At 61.3% G+C, this 16,899-nt stretch carries 16 protein-coding genes and 2 tRNA genes; 11 read left to right on the forward strand and 7 right to left on the reverse strand.

Translation table 11 applies throughout. From position 1 onward, the window contains the following. Positions 1-38 precede the first annotated feature (38 nt). The 6 genes from O148_RS0100550 to asd all read left to right on the forward strand — a co-directional run bounded on the left by O148_RS0100550 (position 39) and on the right by asd (position 5,434). Positions 39-1,790, forward strand: coding sequence for a hypothetical protein (locus O148_RS0100550; protein ID WP_026529368.1), 1,752 nt, complete (start codon positions 39-41; stop codon positions 1,788-1,790). Positions 1,791-1,792: 2 nt separating this feature from the next. Continuing rightward, positions 1,793-2,179 (forward strand): GntR family transcriptional regulator, encoded by a 387-nt coding sequence (locus O148_RS13930; protein ID WP_051619647.1) that lies wholly within the window; start codon positions 1,793-1,795, stop codon positions 2,177-2,179. Positions 2,180-2,261: 82 nt separating this feature from the next. Continuing rightward, entirely contained in the window at positions 2,262-2,792 is a 531-nt protein-coding gene (locus tag O148_RS0100560; RefSeq protein ID WP_026529369.1) for a ferritin, read from the forward strand. Positions 2,793-2,881: 89 nt separating this feature from the next. After that, the gene (locus O148_RS0100565) at positions 2,882-3,685 is read left to right on the forward strand and encodes a thymidylate synthase (RefSeq protein ID WP_026529370.1); all 804 of its coding nucleotides are present in this window, start codon (positions 2,882-2,884) and stop codon (positions 3,683-3,685) included. A gap of 3 nt (positions 3,686-3,688) precedes the next feature. Beyond that, a complete protein-coding gene (locus tag O148_RS0100570; protein WP_026529371.1) occupies positions 3,689-4,213 on the forward strand; it encodes a dihydrofolate reductase in 525 nt (174 codons plus the stop codon). An 87-nt stretch (positions 4,214-4,300) separates the two neighbouring features. Further along, on the forward strand, positions 4,301-5,434 hold the full coding sequence (gene asd, locus O148_RS0100575) for an aspartate-semialdehyde dehydrogenase (RefSeq protein ID WP_026529372.1): 1,134 nt from the start codon (positions 4,301-4,303) through the stop codon (positions 5,432-5,434). Positions 5,435-5,917: 483 nt separating this feature from the next. On the opposite strand, the gene O148_RS0100585 is transcribed toward asd, so the two are convergent. The 6 genes from O148_RS0100585 to O148_RS13940 form a co-directional block, all read right to left on the reverse strand. Continuing rightward, positions 5,918-7,003 carry a UDP-N-acetylmuramate dehydrogenase gene (locus O148_RS0100585; RefSeq protein WP_026529373.1) on the reverse strand — a complete coding sequence of 362 codons (1,086 nt, stop codon included), beginning with the start codon at positions 7,001-7,003 and terminating at the stop codon, positions 5,918-5,920. Next, a complete protein-coding gene (locus O148_RS0100590) occupies positions 7,000-7,425 on the reverse strand; it encodes a MaoC family dehydratase (RefSeq protein WP_026529374.1) in 426 nt (141 codons plus the stop codon). Before O148_RS0100590 ends, O148_RS0100585 begins: the two co-directional genes overlap by 4 nt. After that, positions 7,422-7,871, reverse strand: coding sequence for an FAS1-like dehydratase domain-containing protein (locus O148_RS0100595; protein ID WP_026529375.1), 450 nt, complete (start codon positions 7,869-7,871; stop codon positions 7,422-7,424). The genes O148_RS0100590 and O148_RS0100595 overlap by 4 nt, the downstream gene beginning before the upstream one ends. A 96-nt stretch (positions 7,872-7,967) precedes the next feature. Beyond that, positions 7,968-8,219 (reverse strand): hypothetical protein, encoded by a 252-nt coding sequence (locus O148_RS0100600; protein ID WP_026529376.1) that lies wholly within the window; start codon positions 8,217-8,219, stop codon positions 7,968-7,970. Continuing rightward, the gene (locus tag O148_RS17635; RefSeq protein WP_051619648.1) at positions 8,220-9,530 is read right to left on the reverse strand and encodes an AAA family ATPase; all 1,311 of its coding nucleotides are present in this window, start codon (positions 9,528-9,530) and stop codon (positions 8,220-8,222) included. A gap of 102 nt (positions 9,531-9,632) precedes the next feature. Beyond that, positions 9,633-10,877: an MFS transporter gene (locus O148_RS13940; RefSeq protein ID WP_051619649.1), complete on the reverse strand. Its 1,245-nt coding sequence runs from the start codon at positions 10,875-10,877 to the stop codon at positions 9,633-9,635. 65 nt (positions 10,878-10,942) lie between these two features. Here O148_RS13940 and O148_RS0100615 point away from each other — a divergent pair, with 65 nt between their 5' ends. The 5 genes from O148_RS0100615 (at position 10,943) to O148_RS16815 (ending at position 14,812) form a co-directional block, all read left to right on the forward strand. After that, entirely contained in the window at positions 10,943-11,863 is a 921-nt protein-coding gene (locus O148_RS0100615; protein WP_035744316.1) for a LysR substrate-binding domain-containing protein, read from the forward strand. Between the two features lie 493 nt (positions 11,864-12,356). After that, positions 12,357-12,428 (forward strand) — tRNA-Thr (locus O148_RS0100620). 52 nt (positions 12,429-12,480) lie between these two features. After that, a tRNA-Met gene (locus O148_RS0100625) sits at positions 12,481-12,557 on the forward strand. A gap of 462 nt (positions 12,558-13,019) precedes the next feature. Next, a complete protein-coding gene (locus O148_RS13945) occupies positions 13,020-13,988 on the forward strand; it encodes a LacI family DNA-binding transcriptional regulator (RefSeq protein WP_276203061.1) in 969 nt (322 codons plus the stop codon). Between the two features lie 14 nt (positions 13,989-14,002). After that, on the forward strand, positions 14,003-14,812 hold the full coding sequence (locus O148_RS16815; protein WP_051619652.1) for a substrate-binding domain-containing protein: 810 nt from the start codon (positions 14,003-14,005) through the stop codon (positions 14,810-14,812). Here the strand turns inward: O148_RS16815 and O148_RS13955 are convergent. Beyond that, positions 14,809-16,788: a DEAD/DEAH box helicase gene (locus O148_RS13955; RefSeq protein ID WP_051619653.1), complete on the reverse strand. Its 1,980-nt coding sequence runs from the start codon at positions 16,786-16,788 to the stop codon at positions 14,809-14,811. The two genes, O148_RS16815 and O148_RS13955, sit on opposite strands and share 4 nt — an antisense overlap. Positions 16,789-16,899 lie beyond the last annotated feature (111 nt).

Raw genomic sequence — 16,899 nt, forward strand, 5'->3', positions numbered from 1 at the left:
TTTGTATCAAATACTTGATACATAAATCGGAGGTTGCCATGTCGATATATTTGTCGTTCGTCGTAATCAGTGCCGTTGCTGCGTTGGCGGTGACGCTCATTTATCTCGTGCTGCGAATTGCGCGGAGCGTCAAACTACGCCGACAGATTCAAAGCCCGACCAAGTATGCAGGGACTGCTCGTGACAACGATGCGGTAGGCAACGCGCTCAATCACTGCTGGTGGGTCGCCGCAATCGCGCTCTTCTTTAGCGGTGCATTCTCACCACGGCCCACGGTGTATGAAATGAGTCCACAGTTGCCACTCGGCGAGGAGCCCACGGTACCTCAGTTCAATACCGACTCCTGGATGGCTAACAACTTCGTCTGGGCGGCACTCGTGCTGAGCCTGCCCATGCTCGCACTAGGGGTGGTGTATGTGATTGCACAATTCTCCTGGCCGCGACCGGTCGGCGCAGTACGCACGGCGACACTTGAACGCCGGAGCTTCGGCTCGCTCCTCCCGCTCAAAATGTCCACACTTTTTGCCGTCAACGTACTGATCTTCCTGGGTTTGGCAATCAGCTGTTTGTGGATTCCGGCATCGACTCCGAAAATCACCTACGAGGGCGACTCTATTGTCTCGACCCAAGATGGCATCGCCCCTGGCTGGTTCATGGCGGCAACGTTCGGAATTTCAATTCTTGTGCTGGTGCTCGCGGTATCGGCCGCGATCGCCGTGATCATTAATCGACGCATCATCCCGGGCCTGAAATTCCGCGACGATTCGACCATTCGCAGGATCGATATCAACCGCATGCTTCGTTGGGCCGTCCTTTTGGTGGCAAGTACCTCGGGCACTCTTTGGGTAGCGGCCTGGGGCACAACAACATCCGGTTTCGACCTTGTCGCAATCGCCCTCTGGCTCATCAACGCCGCACTAGCCATCGGATTCTTCCGATCCCCTCGAATCGTGCCCGCCACACCCGAGAAGCCACACCTCGAGGAAGCATCGCTGGAAGAGCTGCGCCCGGGAAGCATGGGTTATGTGCTCCGCTGGCAACAGCTCGCCTCCTCCGGCACCACCGCGGTAGCGTTCATCGCGCTTGTGGCCGCACTGATCACGATGCCGTCGGTTTTCGCCGAGTTCGACTACTGGAAAGATGTCACCCCCGCTTACGCTCTCATTGCCCTACTGCTAGGCATCAGCGTCCTGCCCCTACTCTTCCTCGTGGCCGTGGAGGCGCGCTTTGCAGTGATTTCACGCGGCGAGCGCACGCCGAGCCGTCACCGGCCACGAATCGGCGTCTCGGGCTGGATCACCATCGGTGCTGTCTTGGTGATAGCCGCCAGCGCACTCGCAATCACCGCCGGCGGATTTCCGAAAATTGCCCTATACACGAGTTGGGCGCTGATCGCAGCCAACTTCCTCCTCACCGCACTCTCGCTGGCACTCATCCTGACCAGGCGCTCCTACTTCACGCCCACCGACGGCCCCGGTCAGCGCGCCGACCAGTGGTTGCGATCCGCCTCGATCGTCCGGGTGCTCAGGATTTCGGTCATGACCTTGATTTTTGACCTCTTACCGCTCACAGCCGTCAGACTCGAGGATCCGACCGACCCCACAGTCGGCCCAAATCCCATTGTGCCGTCGACTTTTGACGGCCTCATCGCTGTGGTCCCGTTCGTGATCATCACCGCCGTCCTCGTCGTCATCTTTGTTCGCGTACCCGCCTTGGACATTTCTCAAGCCGCATTGCGAAATAGTTGGCATCCCAACCCCACGCCCGAGCATCAAGCAGGGCAACGCTAACCGTGGAACTTCGTATTGACCTCGATTCCCCGGTGCCGCCCTTTGAGCAAATCCGCGCTCAGATTACGGCATATATTTCCTCCGGCCAGCTTGCTGCTGGAACCAAGCTCCCCACCGTCCGGGCCCTTGCCGGGGACTTAGGCGTCGCCTCGGGCACCGTTCAACGCGCGTACCGCGAACTCGAAAGCGCCGGCCTCGTCGAAGCTTCCGGGAAACGCGGCACCCAGGTTCGCGCCGACCTCGCCCCCAGCCAAAGGGCCTCGGACACACACAAACTCCAGCAAGCCGTCGACGACGCGCGCCGGGCCGGTCTTAGCCCGCAGGAAATACTGACACTCGTGGCGCACCGGGTGAGCTTGCCCGTTCAAGGCGACCACTCGCCGTCGTAATTAAGAAGTAGGGAAGCCTACGCTTGGCAAGGCTAGGCTTGGCACGCTATACAGGCTCGGGCATGCGGAATACGCTGGTCCCATGAGCAAATTTCATGACCTTTTGACGGCCCAAATTGGTAACGAGTTTTCCGCGTCGCAACAGTACATTGCGATCGCCACGTGGTTTGACGCCGAGGATTTGCCACAGTTGGCAAAGCACTTCTACCGGCAGTCGCTTGAGGAGCGCAACCACGCCATGATGTTGGTGCAGTATCAGCTGGATCGCGATGTGAAGGTCGTGATTCCGGGTGTCGAGTCGCCAAAGAATGATTTCAACAGCGTGCAGGAACCGATCGCCTTGGCGCTGGCGCAGGAGAAGACCGTCACGAGCCAAATCGAGGCGCTTTTCCAGGCCGCGCGCGAAGAGAACGACGCGCTCGGCGAGCAATTCATGTTGTGGTTCTTGAAGGAGCAGGTTGAAGAAGTGGCGTCCATGTCCACGCTGCTGACCATTGCTGAGCGCGCCGGCGATGACTACTTCGACATCGAAAACTTCCTCGCCCGCGAGTCGGTGGGTGATGGCGGCGGCGAAGATGCAAGCGCACCAGAAGCCGCGGGCGGCGCCATCTAGCCCCAGCCTTAGACCACTGCCTCAAGGCTCGCACGGGGTTCGGCGCAATATGCCGAACCCCGTTTGCGTGCCCGGCTAGACTATTTCCCATGAGCATCCCCACGCCTTACGAAGATTTGCTACGCGACGTCTTGGCCAGCGGCACCCCGAAAAGCGACCGCACCGGCACCGGCACACGCTCCGTCTTCGGCCGGCAAATGCGCTTCGACTTGGGAGAATCCTTCCCGCTCATCACCACCAAGCGCGTGCACTTCAAGTCTGTGGCGGTGGAGCTGTTGTGGTTCTTGCGGGGGGATTCAAACATCGCCTACTTGCAGGAAAACAACGTCAAGATTTGGAACGAGTGGGCGGACGCGAACGGCGAACTCGGCCCGGTCTATGGTGTGCAGTGGCGAACCTGGCCCACCCCTGATGGGGAGCACATCGACCAAATTTCTGCGGTCATGGAGTCATTGCGGACTAACCCTGACTCGCGTCGCCACATTGTCTCCGCGTGGAACGTGGCCGAATTGCACAATATGGCCCTGCCCCCGTGCCACGCGTTCTTCCAGTTCTACGTCGCAGATGGCAAACTCTCCTGCCAGCTCTACCAACGCAGTGCAGACCTGTTCCTCGGCGTTCCGTTCAATATCGCCTCTTACTCCCTGCTGACCCTCATGATGGCGCAACAACTGGGGCTTGAGCCCGGGGAATTCGTGTGGACCGGCGGTGACGTGCACATCTATGACGACCACGTCGATCAAGTCACGGAGCAACTGAGCCGCGCCCCCTACCCGTACCCGCGATTGGTCATTTCGCGGAAACCGGAAAGCATCTTCGACTACACGTTTGGGGATTTCGAGGTGCTCGATTACCAGCACCACCCCACCATCAAAGCGCCCATCGCGGTCTAGCACGTGACCATCTCCATGATCTGGGCCCAAGCCCAGGATCGCGTCATCGGCGACGGCGGCACCATGCCCTGGAACCTTCCCGAGGATATGCGCTATTTCACCGCGACCACGAAGGGCCATCCCGTGGTGATGGGGCGGCGCACCTGGGAGTCCTTTCCGGCCAAATACCGCCCGCTCCCCGAGCGCACCAACATTGTGATCACCCGAGATTCAAGTTGGAGTGCGGCCGGCGCCCAGGTGGCGCATTCGCTGGATGCAGCGCTGGAGTTGGCACGCCCTGCGCCCGGCGGCGAGGACATCTTTGTGATCGGCGGCGGTCACGTGTACCGCGAGGCCATGCCGCGCGCCGACGTGTTGTACGTCACCGAGATCGATATTTCGGTCGCCGGGGACACCCGTGCGCCGGAGATCCCGTCCGACTTCCGTCTGGCGGCTGCCGAGCCGGAGGCCGGCTGGCTCACGAGTACGGGCGGGGTGCGGTACCGGTTTTTGCGGTACGCGCGTGAGGTTTTGCGCGCGGCGCGTTGAATTGCCCGGGTTGCGCCCCGTGCCGCGGGTGCGTTGGGTGCGTCACAAAAGACGTACGACGGCGCGTGCCCACCTAGACTGGTAGGCATGGGAAATATGGCAACAGTTGGGTATATCGGTTGGCGTGGCATGGTGGGTTCCGTCCTGCAGTCTCGCATGATCGAGGAGGGCGACTACTCCCATATTCAGCCGGTTTTCTTTTCCACGTCCAACGCCGGCGGCGCCTCGCCTTCGGTGCCGGGGCAGGGCGATGCGGGTCCCCTTCAGGACGCCTACGATTTGAGCGCCCTCGCCAAACTTCCCATCATCGTCACGACTCAGGGCGGGGACTACACCTCCGAGGTTCTCGGCGAACTGCGCGCGCGAGGCTGGGATGGCTTGTGGATTGATGCGGCTTCGACCAAGCGCATGGATGATGACACCGTCATCGTCCTAGACCCGGTAAACCGGGCCGTCATCGATCAAGCACTGGCCTCTGGCGTCAAGACGTTTGCCGGGGGAAACTGCACCGTCTCCTGCATGCTGATGGGTTTGGACGGGCTCTTTTCTGCAGGCGTTGTCGAGTGGGCGACGTCCATGACCTACCAGGCGGCCTCCGGCGGTGGCGCACGGCATATGCGCGAACTGCTCACCCAATTTGGCGACCTGCACGGGTCGGTGTCCGATTTGCTGGCAGATCCGGCGGCCGCAATCTTGGATATCGATCGCGGTGTATTGGAGGCACAGCGTGGCGAGCGCCTAGTGGCCGACGCGTTTGGCGTTCCTCTTGCCGGTTCGCTGATCCCGTGGATCGATAAGGATCTGGGAAACGGTCAATCCAAGGAAGAGTGGAAGGCCGATGCCGAAACCAACAAGATTTTGGGGCTGTCCGGCACGGATCGCGTCACGATGGATGGCCTATGCGTCCGTATTGGCGCCATGCGCTCTCACTCCCAGGCACTTACCCTGAAGCTCACCCGCGACATCCCCTTGGATGAAATCGAGGGGATGATTGATGAGGCGAATCAGTGGGCGCAGGTGGTTCCCAATACTCAAGTCGATACCGTGGAAAAGCTCACCCCGACGGCCGTCACCGGCTCCCTGGATATCCCGGTCGGTCGGATGCGCAAACTCGGCATGGGACCCGAGTATTTGTCTGCTTTTACCGTGGGAGATCAGTTGCTGTGGGGGGCGGCCGAGCCGCTTCGCCGCATGGTGTTGGTCGCCACAGGCAACCTTTAAGAAACTCAATGTCAGAGCCGGGTGCAACCCTGGTTCCATGAGCGAAACGACAATACATCAGATCCTCGGAAACTATTATCTGCTGCAGGTCAATCGCGGCGGGTCTGCTTCGGCGGCCGCGCAAGCGAACCTGATTGACGAGTTGCGGTTTTACCTCGAAACCGATGTCAACGTTCCCCTCACCGATGAGCGCTCGGCAATGCTCTACTTTGAGCGTCAGTTCAACAGTTCACACGCCTTTGCCTCCACCATGAGGGCACGCGAGTTGTTATTGAGCCTCCCCGGTTTTATGGATCATATGCAGGGGCAATCAGAGCAACGTCGCCAAGCGGCGCTCGTGCTCGCCTGCGGCCTGAAGCAATATCTCACCGCGCGCCGGCTGGTCGATGAACATGACCACTTGGTTCGCTTCACCATGGAGAACTTTTATGCACCTGGTGACCAAGGCAACGGACGCCGCACCCAGCGGTGCCGGTGTTCAGGCTACCAATCGGCTGAAGAGCTGACGACCAGTGGCTCGGGGTGCAACCGGATCCCAAAGGCACGCTCTACGCCGTCACGCACGTGCAGAGCGAGCGCCGTAATGTCGGCGGCGCTGGCGTCACCTCGGTTCGTTAGTGCCAGGGTGTGTTTAGTGGAGAGGCTCGCACGGCCACCGGTGATATTCGCGCCGGGAGTCCCTGGCAATCCGTAGCCCTTCGCGAAACCCGCATTCTCAATGAGCCAAGCGGCGCTGAGTTTGACACCGCGCGGATCCGGGTAGCAGGGTGCGCTCTCGGGGAGGCGTGCCGCAGTGGCCGCGTCGACAATGGGGTTCGTAAAAAAGGAGCCGGTGGAGTGCGTATCAGGGTCCCCGGGCCGGTACACCATCCCCTTGCTGTCGCGGAGGGCGAGAACGGCCTCACGTACCTCGGCGGCCGGTGCTTTGGCGCCAACCGTGACTCCCAGCGCATCGGCGAGCTGCGTGTAGCGGATGGGCGCGCTGAGGTCGCCGGGCAAGAGCTGGAAGTCCACGCTTAACACCACAAAACGGGGCGCATAAGCGATGCCAGGAACATAGTTGGTCGTCTTGAGGAGGGAGGTTCTATAGCCAAAGTCAAGATCGCCGTTAAAGAGGGTGCGGATACGGTTTTCCACTCGATCCCAGACCCGCACCGACGCCAACGTATGCGAAACGTCCGTGCCGTACGCTCCCACGTTCTGGAACGGTGTGGCACCGGCGCTGCCGGGAATACCGGAGAGTGGCTCCAGGCCGACGCTCCCGTGCTCGAGGCTCGCCGCAACCACCTCATCCCACACATGCCCCGCCTGTACGGTCAGGAAAGTGCCGCCGCAGCTTCCGGCCTCGTCGTTGAAATCGATGCCGGAGCTGCGCACAACAATGGCGGTGCCATCGAAACCCTCGTCACCGATGAGCAGGTTGGAGCCACCCGCGATGAGGAGCACTGGGGTGTGGTTCGCGTCGGCGTCGCGGACGGCTGCAATAAGCTCGTCTTCGGTGCTGACCTCGACGGTGCCTGCGGCCGGACCGCCCACACCGGTGGTTGTGAGTGCGGCAAGAGTGCTCACGCGAACGATTTCACCACTGCCTGCGCCTTCATGAGCACCTTGGTGCCCTCCGACGTGACGGCGAGGTCTACGCGCACGGTGGAGTTGTCCTCGTCAATGGCGCCCACGGTCGCCACCACGTCGATGCTTCCACCCTCCAGGTCGGCAACGGGTACCGGCTTAGTGAAGCGCGTCTGGTAATCCAGGATTGCCCCCGGGTCGCCAGCCCAGTCGGTGACTAGCTGCACCGCGGCGCCCATCGTCAGCATGCCGTGAGCGATCACGCCGGGCAGACCCACCTCCCGCGCAAAACGCTCATTCCAGTGAATGGGGTTGAAGTCCCCGGACGCTCCCGCATACTTCACCAGGTCGGCGCGGCTCAGGTCAATGTGCTTGCTGGCGAGCTCTTGGCCCACCTCCAGTTGACTCAAATCTACGCTCACTGGTCTTCTCCTCGAACCAGAATGGTGGACACGACGCTGGACACTTTTTCCCCATCCACGCGCGAGATTTCCGAACGGGTGGTGATCATGTATCCGCCGCCCATCGGACGAATGGTGTCGACGTGCAGTTCGGCCACGAGTTCGTCCCCGGCCACAATTGGTTGCTCGTGGGTGAAGCGCTGGTCGGCGTGCACCACGCGGGAGAAGTCGATGCCGGCTTCCTCGTCCTCCACCAATTGCGCTTCCGCCTTTTGCGACACAATAATCGCGAAGGTCGGAGGTGCCACCACGTCTCGGTAGCCGAGCTCTTCGGCGGCATCCAACTCGAAGTGCGAGGGATGCTGGGCCTTCACGGCACGCGCAAACTCACGAATCTTTTCCCGGCCCACCACATAGGGTTCGCCCGCGGGATACGTTTTTCCCAGGTAATCCGTATTAACGGCCATCCGCGTTCCTTTCACGCAACATCGTTCTTCGCTCAGGTGAGCAGAGTACACGGTGAGACGAGAGATCGAGGTGATCTCATCGCCGTCGTGCTTAAATTATTGCCCCTGTTTTCGGGCCGCTTTTGCCGCTCGATTGCGGCGATGCGTGTCGCGAAGGCGGACCAACAGTCCCACAATGTGCAGCGCAACCCCGAGACCTAATAATCCTACGGTGAGCCAGGTCAACGCGGGAGTTTTCATCGGGATGGTGATGATCGCGCTCAGGATGCCCGCGCCCAGCACCGCCATGGCGGCGATGACGATCTTCCGGTACAGGTCGCTTCCGGTGTCCCACGGTGTGATCGGCATTTAGAGACCCTCGGCGACGGCGGCCGCGGCGCGCAACCAGGCGCGTTGGGTGTCCTCGTTCAGCGCGCTGTAGCGAATTTGGCCCTTGACCAGAGCCTGATCGAAGGGGATGGTGACCGCGCGGCGGGCGAGCGTGGAAAAGCCCTTGGCGATCTGCTCGGCGTGAGCTTTGCTGCCCTTCTTATCCGATTGGGACACAATGACCACCGAGTTGCGCGCCAATTCCTTGAACCGTCCGCCGCGGGCCGAAAGCGCCTCCAACAACAGCGCCCCCGCCTCCGCGTGCTCTTCCCGGGTGGTGGTCGCGATGACGAGCTGATTCGTGTGGTGAATCATGCGCAGCCAACGCTCCGCGGTTTCATCGTTGCCCGAGTCGATCACGCACAGGCGGTAATACTTGGCGACGACTTCGTGCAGCTTGTCGAAGTCGCTCAGGTGAATTTTCTGTTCGGAGGCGAGCACGTCGGGTTTGGAGCGCAGCACGTCGAACTTGGACTCGGACTGGTGGTGCACAAACGCCGCGAGCGCAACGGATTGCGCAGATGGGGAAAGCAACCCGTCCACGTGGGGAAGTAGATCCATTACCGTGTTTTCGTGGCGTCCCTGCGCGGTACGCCAACCGAGCGTGCCACGGGTTTCGTTATTGTCCCAGGCGAGGATTTGCCCGCCGCCGTAGCGAGCAAAGACGCTGGCGAGCATGACCGTGGTCGGGGTCTTGTTGGCACCGCCCTTGCCGTTGACCACCGCAATGGTGCGCGGACCCGTCCAGTATTGGCTGACTTCAGCGACATCGTGACGTTCGGCGGCTTCGGTTGAGCCCGGGCGCAGATTGAAACCCATTTTGTTCAGGACACCGCGGAAGCCCTGCTCTGCCTTGTCCTGCTCGGGCCCGGACTCCAAGAACGAGCGACGAATCGGGGCATCTTCGGTCAGCGTGTCAAAACTTTGCGGGGCACGGCTCGCGGCCGCGGAGGACACCGGTGCCGGGGTGGCTGGCGCCGGCGAACCTGCCGTCACCGGAGCTGCCGGGACCGCCTGGGGTTCCTGGGCAACCGGGGCTGGTGAGATCGTTTCGCCCGAAGCGGGCACCGGCTCCCCCGGCATCTGCGAATCCCCGTGCGACTGTGCTGCTGGCTGTGCAGCCGGCTGCGCACCGATGCGGTCGGCGAACGTTGCTGACGCCGATTGCTGCTCGGGCGCCTGGGCGCGGCGCAAATTCTCGCGGCGGGTCAGTGGCGCATCCTCCATGGAGGTCAACCCCTCGCCGGATTCGGGGGTGGAATTGGCGCCGGAGCCGGGGTTCTCAGACATGGACCTACCTTATTGGGTGCACAAACACCGGAAATCTTACCGGTTGCCTCCCGAATATATAACCCGAGCCGACCTCCGCGCCGGACCCGAGAGAGGCGCGGGCTACTTTCGCGGCGCGCGCACCTGAGCTGCCGTGAGGGTGAGAAGAACGACGGCGATCATCGCCACCGCGCTTAACGCACCTACTCCGGGCCACGCCCAGGCTTGATACATTTGCGCGGCCGCCCATGCGCCGAGGCTCGCCCCAATGTAATAGCACGTGAGATAGAGAGCGGCGGCAATGGCGGGTTTGGGGCTCGGCGTGCTGCTCACCGAATGGGAGGCGCCAAGGTGTCCGGTGAAGAATCCTGCAGTGATCAACACAAAGCCCACGATAATGAGCGGAATGTTATTGGGCAGCGTCAACACGGCGCCGAGGATGGCAAGAGTCGCGCCGATAACTGTGGACGCTCGGGTGCCGAGATGCTTGTGGATGCGGCCGTATTGGCTAGAAACAAGTGTCCCAGCGAGGTAAATCAGGAAGAATGCTCCGACAAGAGTTTGGCTGAGAAAGAACGGTGCAACTTCTAGCCGAGTTCCGAGCATCGTGTATGAGCCGCCAAAGACCACCATGCAGAGCGCGCCGATCAGGTAGTACCGCCACAACTGGTTGTCGAAGTATGCGGTGACGCGGTGAACTCCGCGCCGCGAGGGTATGCCGGCCAAGGATGAATCGGCTGCGGGCACGTGGCTGAGGCGGCGCGGCTCGTGGCGAAGGAGCAGGTAAATGGTGATCATTCCGAGGACTACGAGCAGTCCCATGATGGTTGCGGCCCACTGCCATCCCCATTGATCCGCAAGGACGCCTGCACACACCCGCGAGCTGAGTCCGCCGAGGGAGTTCCCCGCTAAATAGGCACCGACGCCTTTTGCGACATCGGTTCCGTTCAGCCGCTCTGCCAGCATCCCGAGAATCGACGCCGGCATCGCGGCGAGCGCTATGCCTTCTATTCCTCGAAGTATCAGCATTGCCTCGAAGCTGGGCGCCCAGGGAAAACTCAATGCCATCACACCGGCAATTGCGCCACCGGTGAGGAGCACCGGGATGGCCCCCACGCGGGAGGCGAGTATCCCCATCGGAATGAGCGCTACCGCGATGCCGAAGGTTGTCACCGACAGGCTGAGCGAGGCGGCGGCTTCGCTGATCTCAAATGTCCGCCCCAACGCTGGCAACAGGCCCTGCGTCACGTATGGGCCAAGAAGTACCGTGAATCCGATGACGAAGGCAGCGAGAATAATGCGCTGCGGCCGGGAAACGGCCGGAGCGGGCGGTTCCTGGAGCGGTGTTTGGGTGGAAGCCGGACTCATGAATTCAGCCTAATTTTCTCCAATCAATACTTCCAATGCTCAATTTTTCTTGTTTCAATTCACATATGAATATGTCGGTGATCGACTCTGCGCACCCTGTGGATCCGAGCCTTGCCCCTGCCCTCCACATCTTTGCCCGGGTAGCGCGCCAGGAGCATGTAAGCGAGGCCGCTGCGGAATTAGGCATCCCGCAGCCAACGGTGAGCCGATCAGTGGCGAGGCTACAACGCGAGATCGGGGTGCAGTTGCTGGTGAGGGCAGGACGCAACGTGCGTCTAACTCCACAGGGCCGAGCGCTGTTGGCCACATTAGAGCCCGCATTGCGGGCCATTCAGGAAGGCGTTCAGAGCATTCGCAGCGAAACCCTCGCGCGTGAAGGACTGGTGCGTTTTGGTTTCCCACTCAGCATGGGTGCGCGCACCGTTCCGGCGCTGCTCAAACAGTTCAGCGCGAGCTTTCCGCACTATCGCTTTGAACTGTGGCAGGGTCACGGCGGGCACCTTATTGAGCGAGTACTGGATGGGCGGCTCGATCTTGCCCTGGTTGGGCCGCGGCCGCGCAACAGCCAGTTGAGAGTTATCCCCTGCGGTCGGCAACGTCTTTACCTTTTTGTCGCCGAGACGCATCCGCTCGCAGCCCGCTCCCGAGTGAGCTTCGAGGAGATCAAGGCCGAGCGTTTCGTGGCACTACCGGCCGACTTTCATTTGCGGCAATTGACCGATTCGTTCTTTGATTCGCCGCCGCAAGTGGTCTTCGAGTCCGGGGAAATAGAGACCTTGCACGGCCTGGTGGCCACTGGATTCGGCGTCGGGATTCTGCCGGCTGCGCAGTTGGAGCGATCCGATACGGTGCGCATTGAACTCCGAGCTCCGGTGCCGTGGCGAGATATGGCCATCATCCACCAGGCAGAACGTCAGCTTCCGGCACCGCTGGAGGATTTTAGGGACTTCCTGGAAGTACACGCGGCCGGGCATTGGGGCCGTTAAAGAGCCGTTAAAGAAGAGTGGGCGCCCTGTACTTGGCCAAGCAACACCGAACTAATGGGGGACGATTCGGTGCTGCGGCGACAGGGCGCCCACGATGTTGCCGCACAAACAGAATCTTCACAAACCGCTGACCTCGGCAACATGGGTTCGAGCCACTAAACCGTTGCAGGCCAGTGGCTCGACATCCATAGTAGAACCAAAATCGACGAAAATCAATTCGAGAGGGTGACTCCTTGGTGAAAATCCTTTTCATCGCGCGATCCCCCAATCGACGCAGCTCGAACCAGAACCCCCACTCCCCTCCCCTCCCCTCCGCGGTTCATCCGCCAATTGCGTTTTCATGACGCAATTGCCGGATGAAAAGGCAATTGGCGGATGAGCGCGCGCTACGAGCGGACAGACTGGCTCGCGGAAGATGGTTTCGGGGGTGACAGAGACCGCACGCCGCCGATTTCTCAAACCGGAATCTTCACTGGTAAAGTATTTCCTCGTTGCCCCGATAGCTCAGTGGTAGAGCGCCATCTTGGTAAGATGGAGGTCCCGGGATCGATTCCCGGTCGGGGCTCTGCATGAAAAGCCCGCGCAGGCACTGTTTTGTGTGGGCGTTTTTCATGCGTGGCGGTGTAGCTCAGCTGGTTAGAGCGCACGACTCATAATCGTGAGGTCCCCGGATCGAGTCCGGGCACCGCTACCACCAAGAAAACCCCGCCAAATCAAGGAAATGACTTGATTTGGCGGGGTTATTTTTATCCGAATTTCTGGCTTCGGGGCAGTTCCGGGGCAGCCCTGATTTCCGTCCTGGTAACCGCACCGGTCACGAATTACGCCCACACTGTTGCGTAGCTCACACATCGGGCATAGCATGTGATTAAACGTTTAATCGAGGGGACTGACCGCCAGGTTTCCGCAGGATGCGGCTGTAGCAATCGGCCATCATATTCATCACAAACCTGGTCACTATGAAGGCACCGCGTAACTCGGCAGCCAATCCCCACCACATAGTCTCCTGGATGCGGTTGGAGGTGGTTATCTTGCTTGCAGGATTCCCACCTGGCGTCCGACCCCTGTTCGGACCGAGAATTCAATAGCCGTGTCCAGGAAACGTGTGGGCATCCCGGCACAAAGTATGGATGGCAGTTCCCCCCCGACCATCCATATGGTGGCAAGGAGTGCCGGGGTGTCCACCGCAACCGTTTCCTATGTGCTCTCCGGAAAAGCCGATCAACCTGGCGGCGCCCGCGTGGGCGAAGCAACGCGAGAGCGAGTGAGATTGGCAGCACAACAACTGGGTTACCGGGTCAACGGCACCGCCCGTGCGCTACGCACCGGTAAATCCGGGATTGTGCTCATGCGGCATGCACGCATTTCCGATCCCGCCGCCCATATCCTGACCGAAATGGCGTACCGCGCCTTTGAACCGTTCGGACTGACCTTGCTTGTCCTCCCAGAGGCAGACTGGAGCAGCTTTTTGGACAATAACTTTGTTGACGTCGCCTACCTCGACTCCGTGGACGCCAGCGGTGACGAGGTGGGCAAACTTGCAACGCTGGCCGAACGCGGCATGAAGATTATCGTGAATGACCCGGCCGTAGAACCCAACGGTTTCGACGTCATCCGCATTAACCACACCCAAGCGTTACAGCTGATGATGGACCATCTCGCGAAGTATCGGCGCATCGGATTCATCGGCATTGCCAACCAGTGCGGCGATGCCAGCTTGGAACAAATCGTGGCCTACCAGGACTCCCATGACCTGCCGACGCGCCCAGGATGGAACGTCCTCATCCATTCGGAAGGCTACAACTCCGGTTTCGACGCCGCACTCCAAGTCCTCTCCGGATTAGAGCCGCCGCGGGCGTTGCTCTTTCACAACGACCAACTCGCCGCCGAGGCCATCCACGCCGCCCGATTTCTCGGTCTGAGAGTCCCGGAAGACGTCGCGATCGCAGGTCTTGGAAACACACCGATGGCTCGACGTTTCCACCCCAGGATCACCACCGCCGGGCCCACCGGTTCGCATTTGGCCATCGTCGATCGCATGGTCCAGTTCGCCACCGGATTCGGGCTACCCCCCGGTTTGCTGCATACGCAGTCCGCCGTACTCAACATTGGAGAATCCGCATAGGAGGTTTCGAGAGCATGGACTCAAACATCGTCTTGATCAAGATGCGCATGATTGCGGGGCTTGAGCTGGAAGCGCTCATTGATGAATCGCGCGCGCGTCTAGAGCCATTGGAGCGTTCGGTTGTGGTCATGTCGGATCGCAGTTGGGCCCCCATGATGCAGAAAGAGAACGTCAGCGCTGCATTCATCGGCTCCGTTGACCACAGCGTGGGTGACCCGGAACTTCTCTCCCAATTCGCCAGCGAGGGACAGCGTATCTTGGTCGATGACGAGACCTTGGAACCGGACGGCTTCGACGTATTGCGGAGCCTGCCGCTCCCGGGGGTAGAACTGGCAATGGAATACCTTGCCCGATCGCACCGCGACATCGCCTACATCGGCGTTCGCCCCGATGTCGTCAAGCCGTACCCGGCAGCCGAAACCGGCTACGTGGCCTTCATGCGGGCACTCGGCTGGCCCGTCAAAGCGAACCGTATTGTGTCCATTCCCGAACCCGATCCACAACTCGCCTTTGACGCGGCCATCGCCATGTTCCGCCAGCGCCCCCTCCCCGAGGCAATACTCGTGGGCGGGGACATCTTTGCGCTTGCCATCATCAGTGCCGCGCACTCGCTCGGGCTCTCGGTGCCTGAGGACGTCGCCATTATGGGCATGGGGAATTCACCTCAGGGACGGCACTCTCGGCCCGCGCTCAGTAGCGTCGGCCCAATAGATTTGCCGGGTGTGGTCGCAGACCGATTGCGGGATCTCGCCACCGAAAACGGGGCAGCCCCAGGGGAGCTCATCACGTTGCCGTGGAAGCTCCACCTGCGGGACACCGCCTAGCGCTTACCTTTGGTGCGGGGCTTGCGCGGCTTCAGCTTCTTAGCGTTCGCCCCGGCCTTGGCCTTTTTGGCGCCCACACGCTTGTCTGCACCGCGCCCGCCATGGCGAGCATCGCCGTCGTTCTTCTCAAAATTGCGCCCCTCGCGGTGAGCCGACCGACCCCCACGCCCCGGACGCTCGCCGCGCTCGGGCCGCTCAAAGCGGTCAAACCTCTCCCCGGAGTCACCCTCACGGCGCGGCTTGCGGCCCGTGTCCAACTCGAGCTTGATCAAGTTTCCGCCGATACGGGTCTTCGCAAGCGCGCGCTGCTGATCCTTGGTGAGGTTCGCCGGCAACTCGACGAGAGTGTGATTCGAGCGGATGTCGATGCCGCCGATTTGCGCGGCGGTCAGCCCCGCCTCATTGGCGATAGCGCCGACAATCGAACCGGGCAACACGTTATCGCGGCGCCCGACGGCAATGCGGTAGGTCGCGTTTCCCTCGGAAACCGGACGGGACGGGCCGCGCGAATTGAAGCCGTCGCGCTTGCCGCGGTCGCGATCGCGCTGCATCTTCGGCGTCTCGGGAAGCTCCTCCATCAACAGGGGCCGGCCGCCCTGCACCATTTCGGCCAGAGCCGCGGCAACGTCAACGGGGTCGGCGCCGTGCTCCGAAACGTACTCGGCAACCATGTCGCGGAAGACCCCGAAATCGCTCTTCTTGCCCTCGGCCGCGCGCTCGGCCGAACGCTCCAGCGTGCGAGTGATCCGATCGCCAAAGCGACCCAAACGCCGAGAATTGACCTCTGCCACGCTTGGCAGGTCAACCTGCTCCACGGTCTGCTTGGTCGCCCGCTCGATGGCACGCAACAGGTATTTCTCGCGCGGAGTCATAAACAGGATTGCCTCACCGGTGCGGCCGGCACGCCCGGTGCGGCCAATGCGGTGCACGTAGGACTCGGTCTCGCGCGGAATGTCGAAGTTGATCACGTGGGAAATGCGCTCCACATCCAGTCCGCGCGCGGCCACATCGGTGGCAACCAGCACGTCAATCTTCCCGGCACGCAACGCCTCCACGGTCTTTTCGCGCAACGCCTGCGGGATATCGCCGTTGATCGCGGCGGCCTCAAAACCGCGCGACTTGAGCTTATCCGCGACCTCTTCGGTCGCCATCTTGGTGCGCACAAACACGATGACACCATCGTGATCCTCGGTCTCGAGAATCCGGGTCATCGCATCCAACTTGTGAGCGCCCATGACCTGCACGTAGCGCTGGCGGATATTGGAGGCGGTCTGCGTCTTGGACTTGACCGAAATTTCGGCCGGATCATTCAAGTACTTTTGCGCGATATTGCGGATGGCACGCGGCATCGTGGCCGAGAACAGCGCCACCTGCTTGTCCTCCGGCGTCTCCGAGAGGATGCGCTCCACGTCTTCGGCGAAGCCCATCCGGAGCATTTCGTCCGCCTCATCCAGCACCAAGTACTGCAGACTGGAGAGATCCAGCGAGCCCTTTTCCAGGTGATCAATCACACGCCCGGGCGTGCCGACCACCACTTGCGCACCGGCCCGCAAACCGGCCAACTGCGGCCCATAGGCCGAGCCGCCATAAACCGGCAGCACCGTGACGCCGGGCATGTGCTCGGCGTACTTGGCGAAATTGTCGGAAACCTGCAATGCGAGTTCACGCGTCGGGGCGAGTACCAGCACCTGGGTTTCCCGGTCCACGCCGTGAATGTCGGAGAGTTCGGCCATCTTGGAGAGCGCCGGGAGCGCAAAGGCCGCGGTCTTACCGGTCCCGGTTTGCGCCATGCCGACCACATCGCGGCCATCCAGCAACGCCGGAATGGTGGCCGCCTGAATCGGCGAAGGCTTCACATAACCGGCGTCGGTCACGGCCGCGAGCACCCGGGCGTCGAGGCCGAGGTCGGAGAAAAATGGGGTGTTGTCCTGGGGTGCGTCCTCGTTTTTGGACGCAGAAATATCGGTATCAGTCATGGCTTGTGCCTTTACTTTGGGAGTCCGGCGCCTCATCTGCGAGCGCCTAAACCGGGTGAATTTCCGGCGATCCCATCCCATACAAGCGGCTGCCGCCGCACACCAAAAGGA

The organism is Haematomicrobium sanguinis DSM 21259 (genome assembly GCF_000688395.1).
Taxonomy (GTDB): domain Bacteria; phylum Actinomycetota; class Actinomycetes; order Actinomycetales; family Micrococcaceae; genus Haematomicrobium; species Haematomicrobium sanguinis.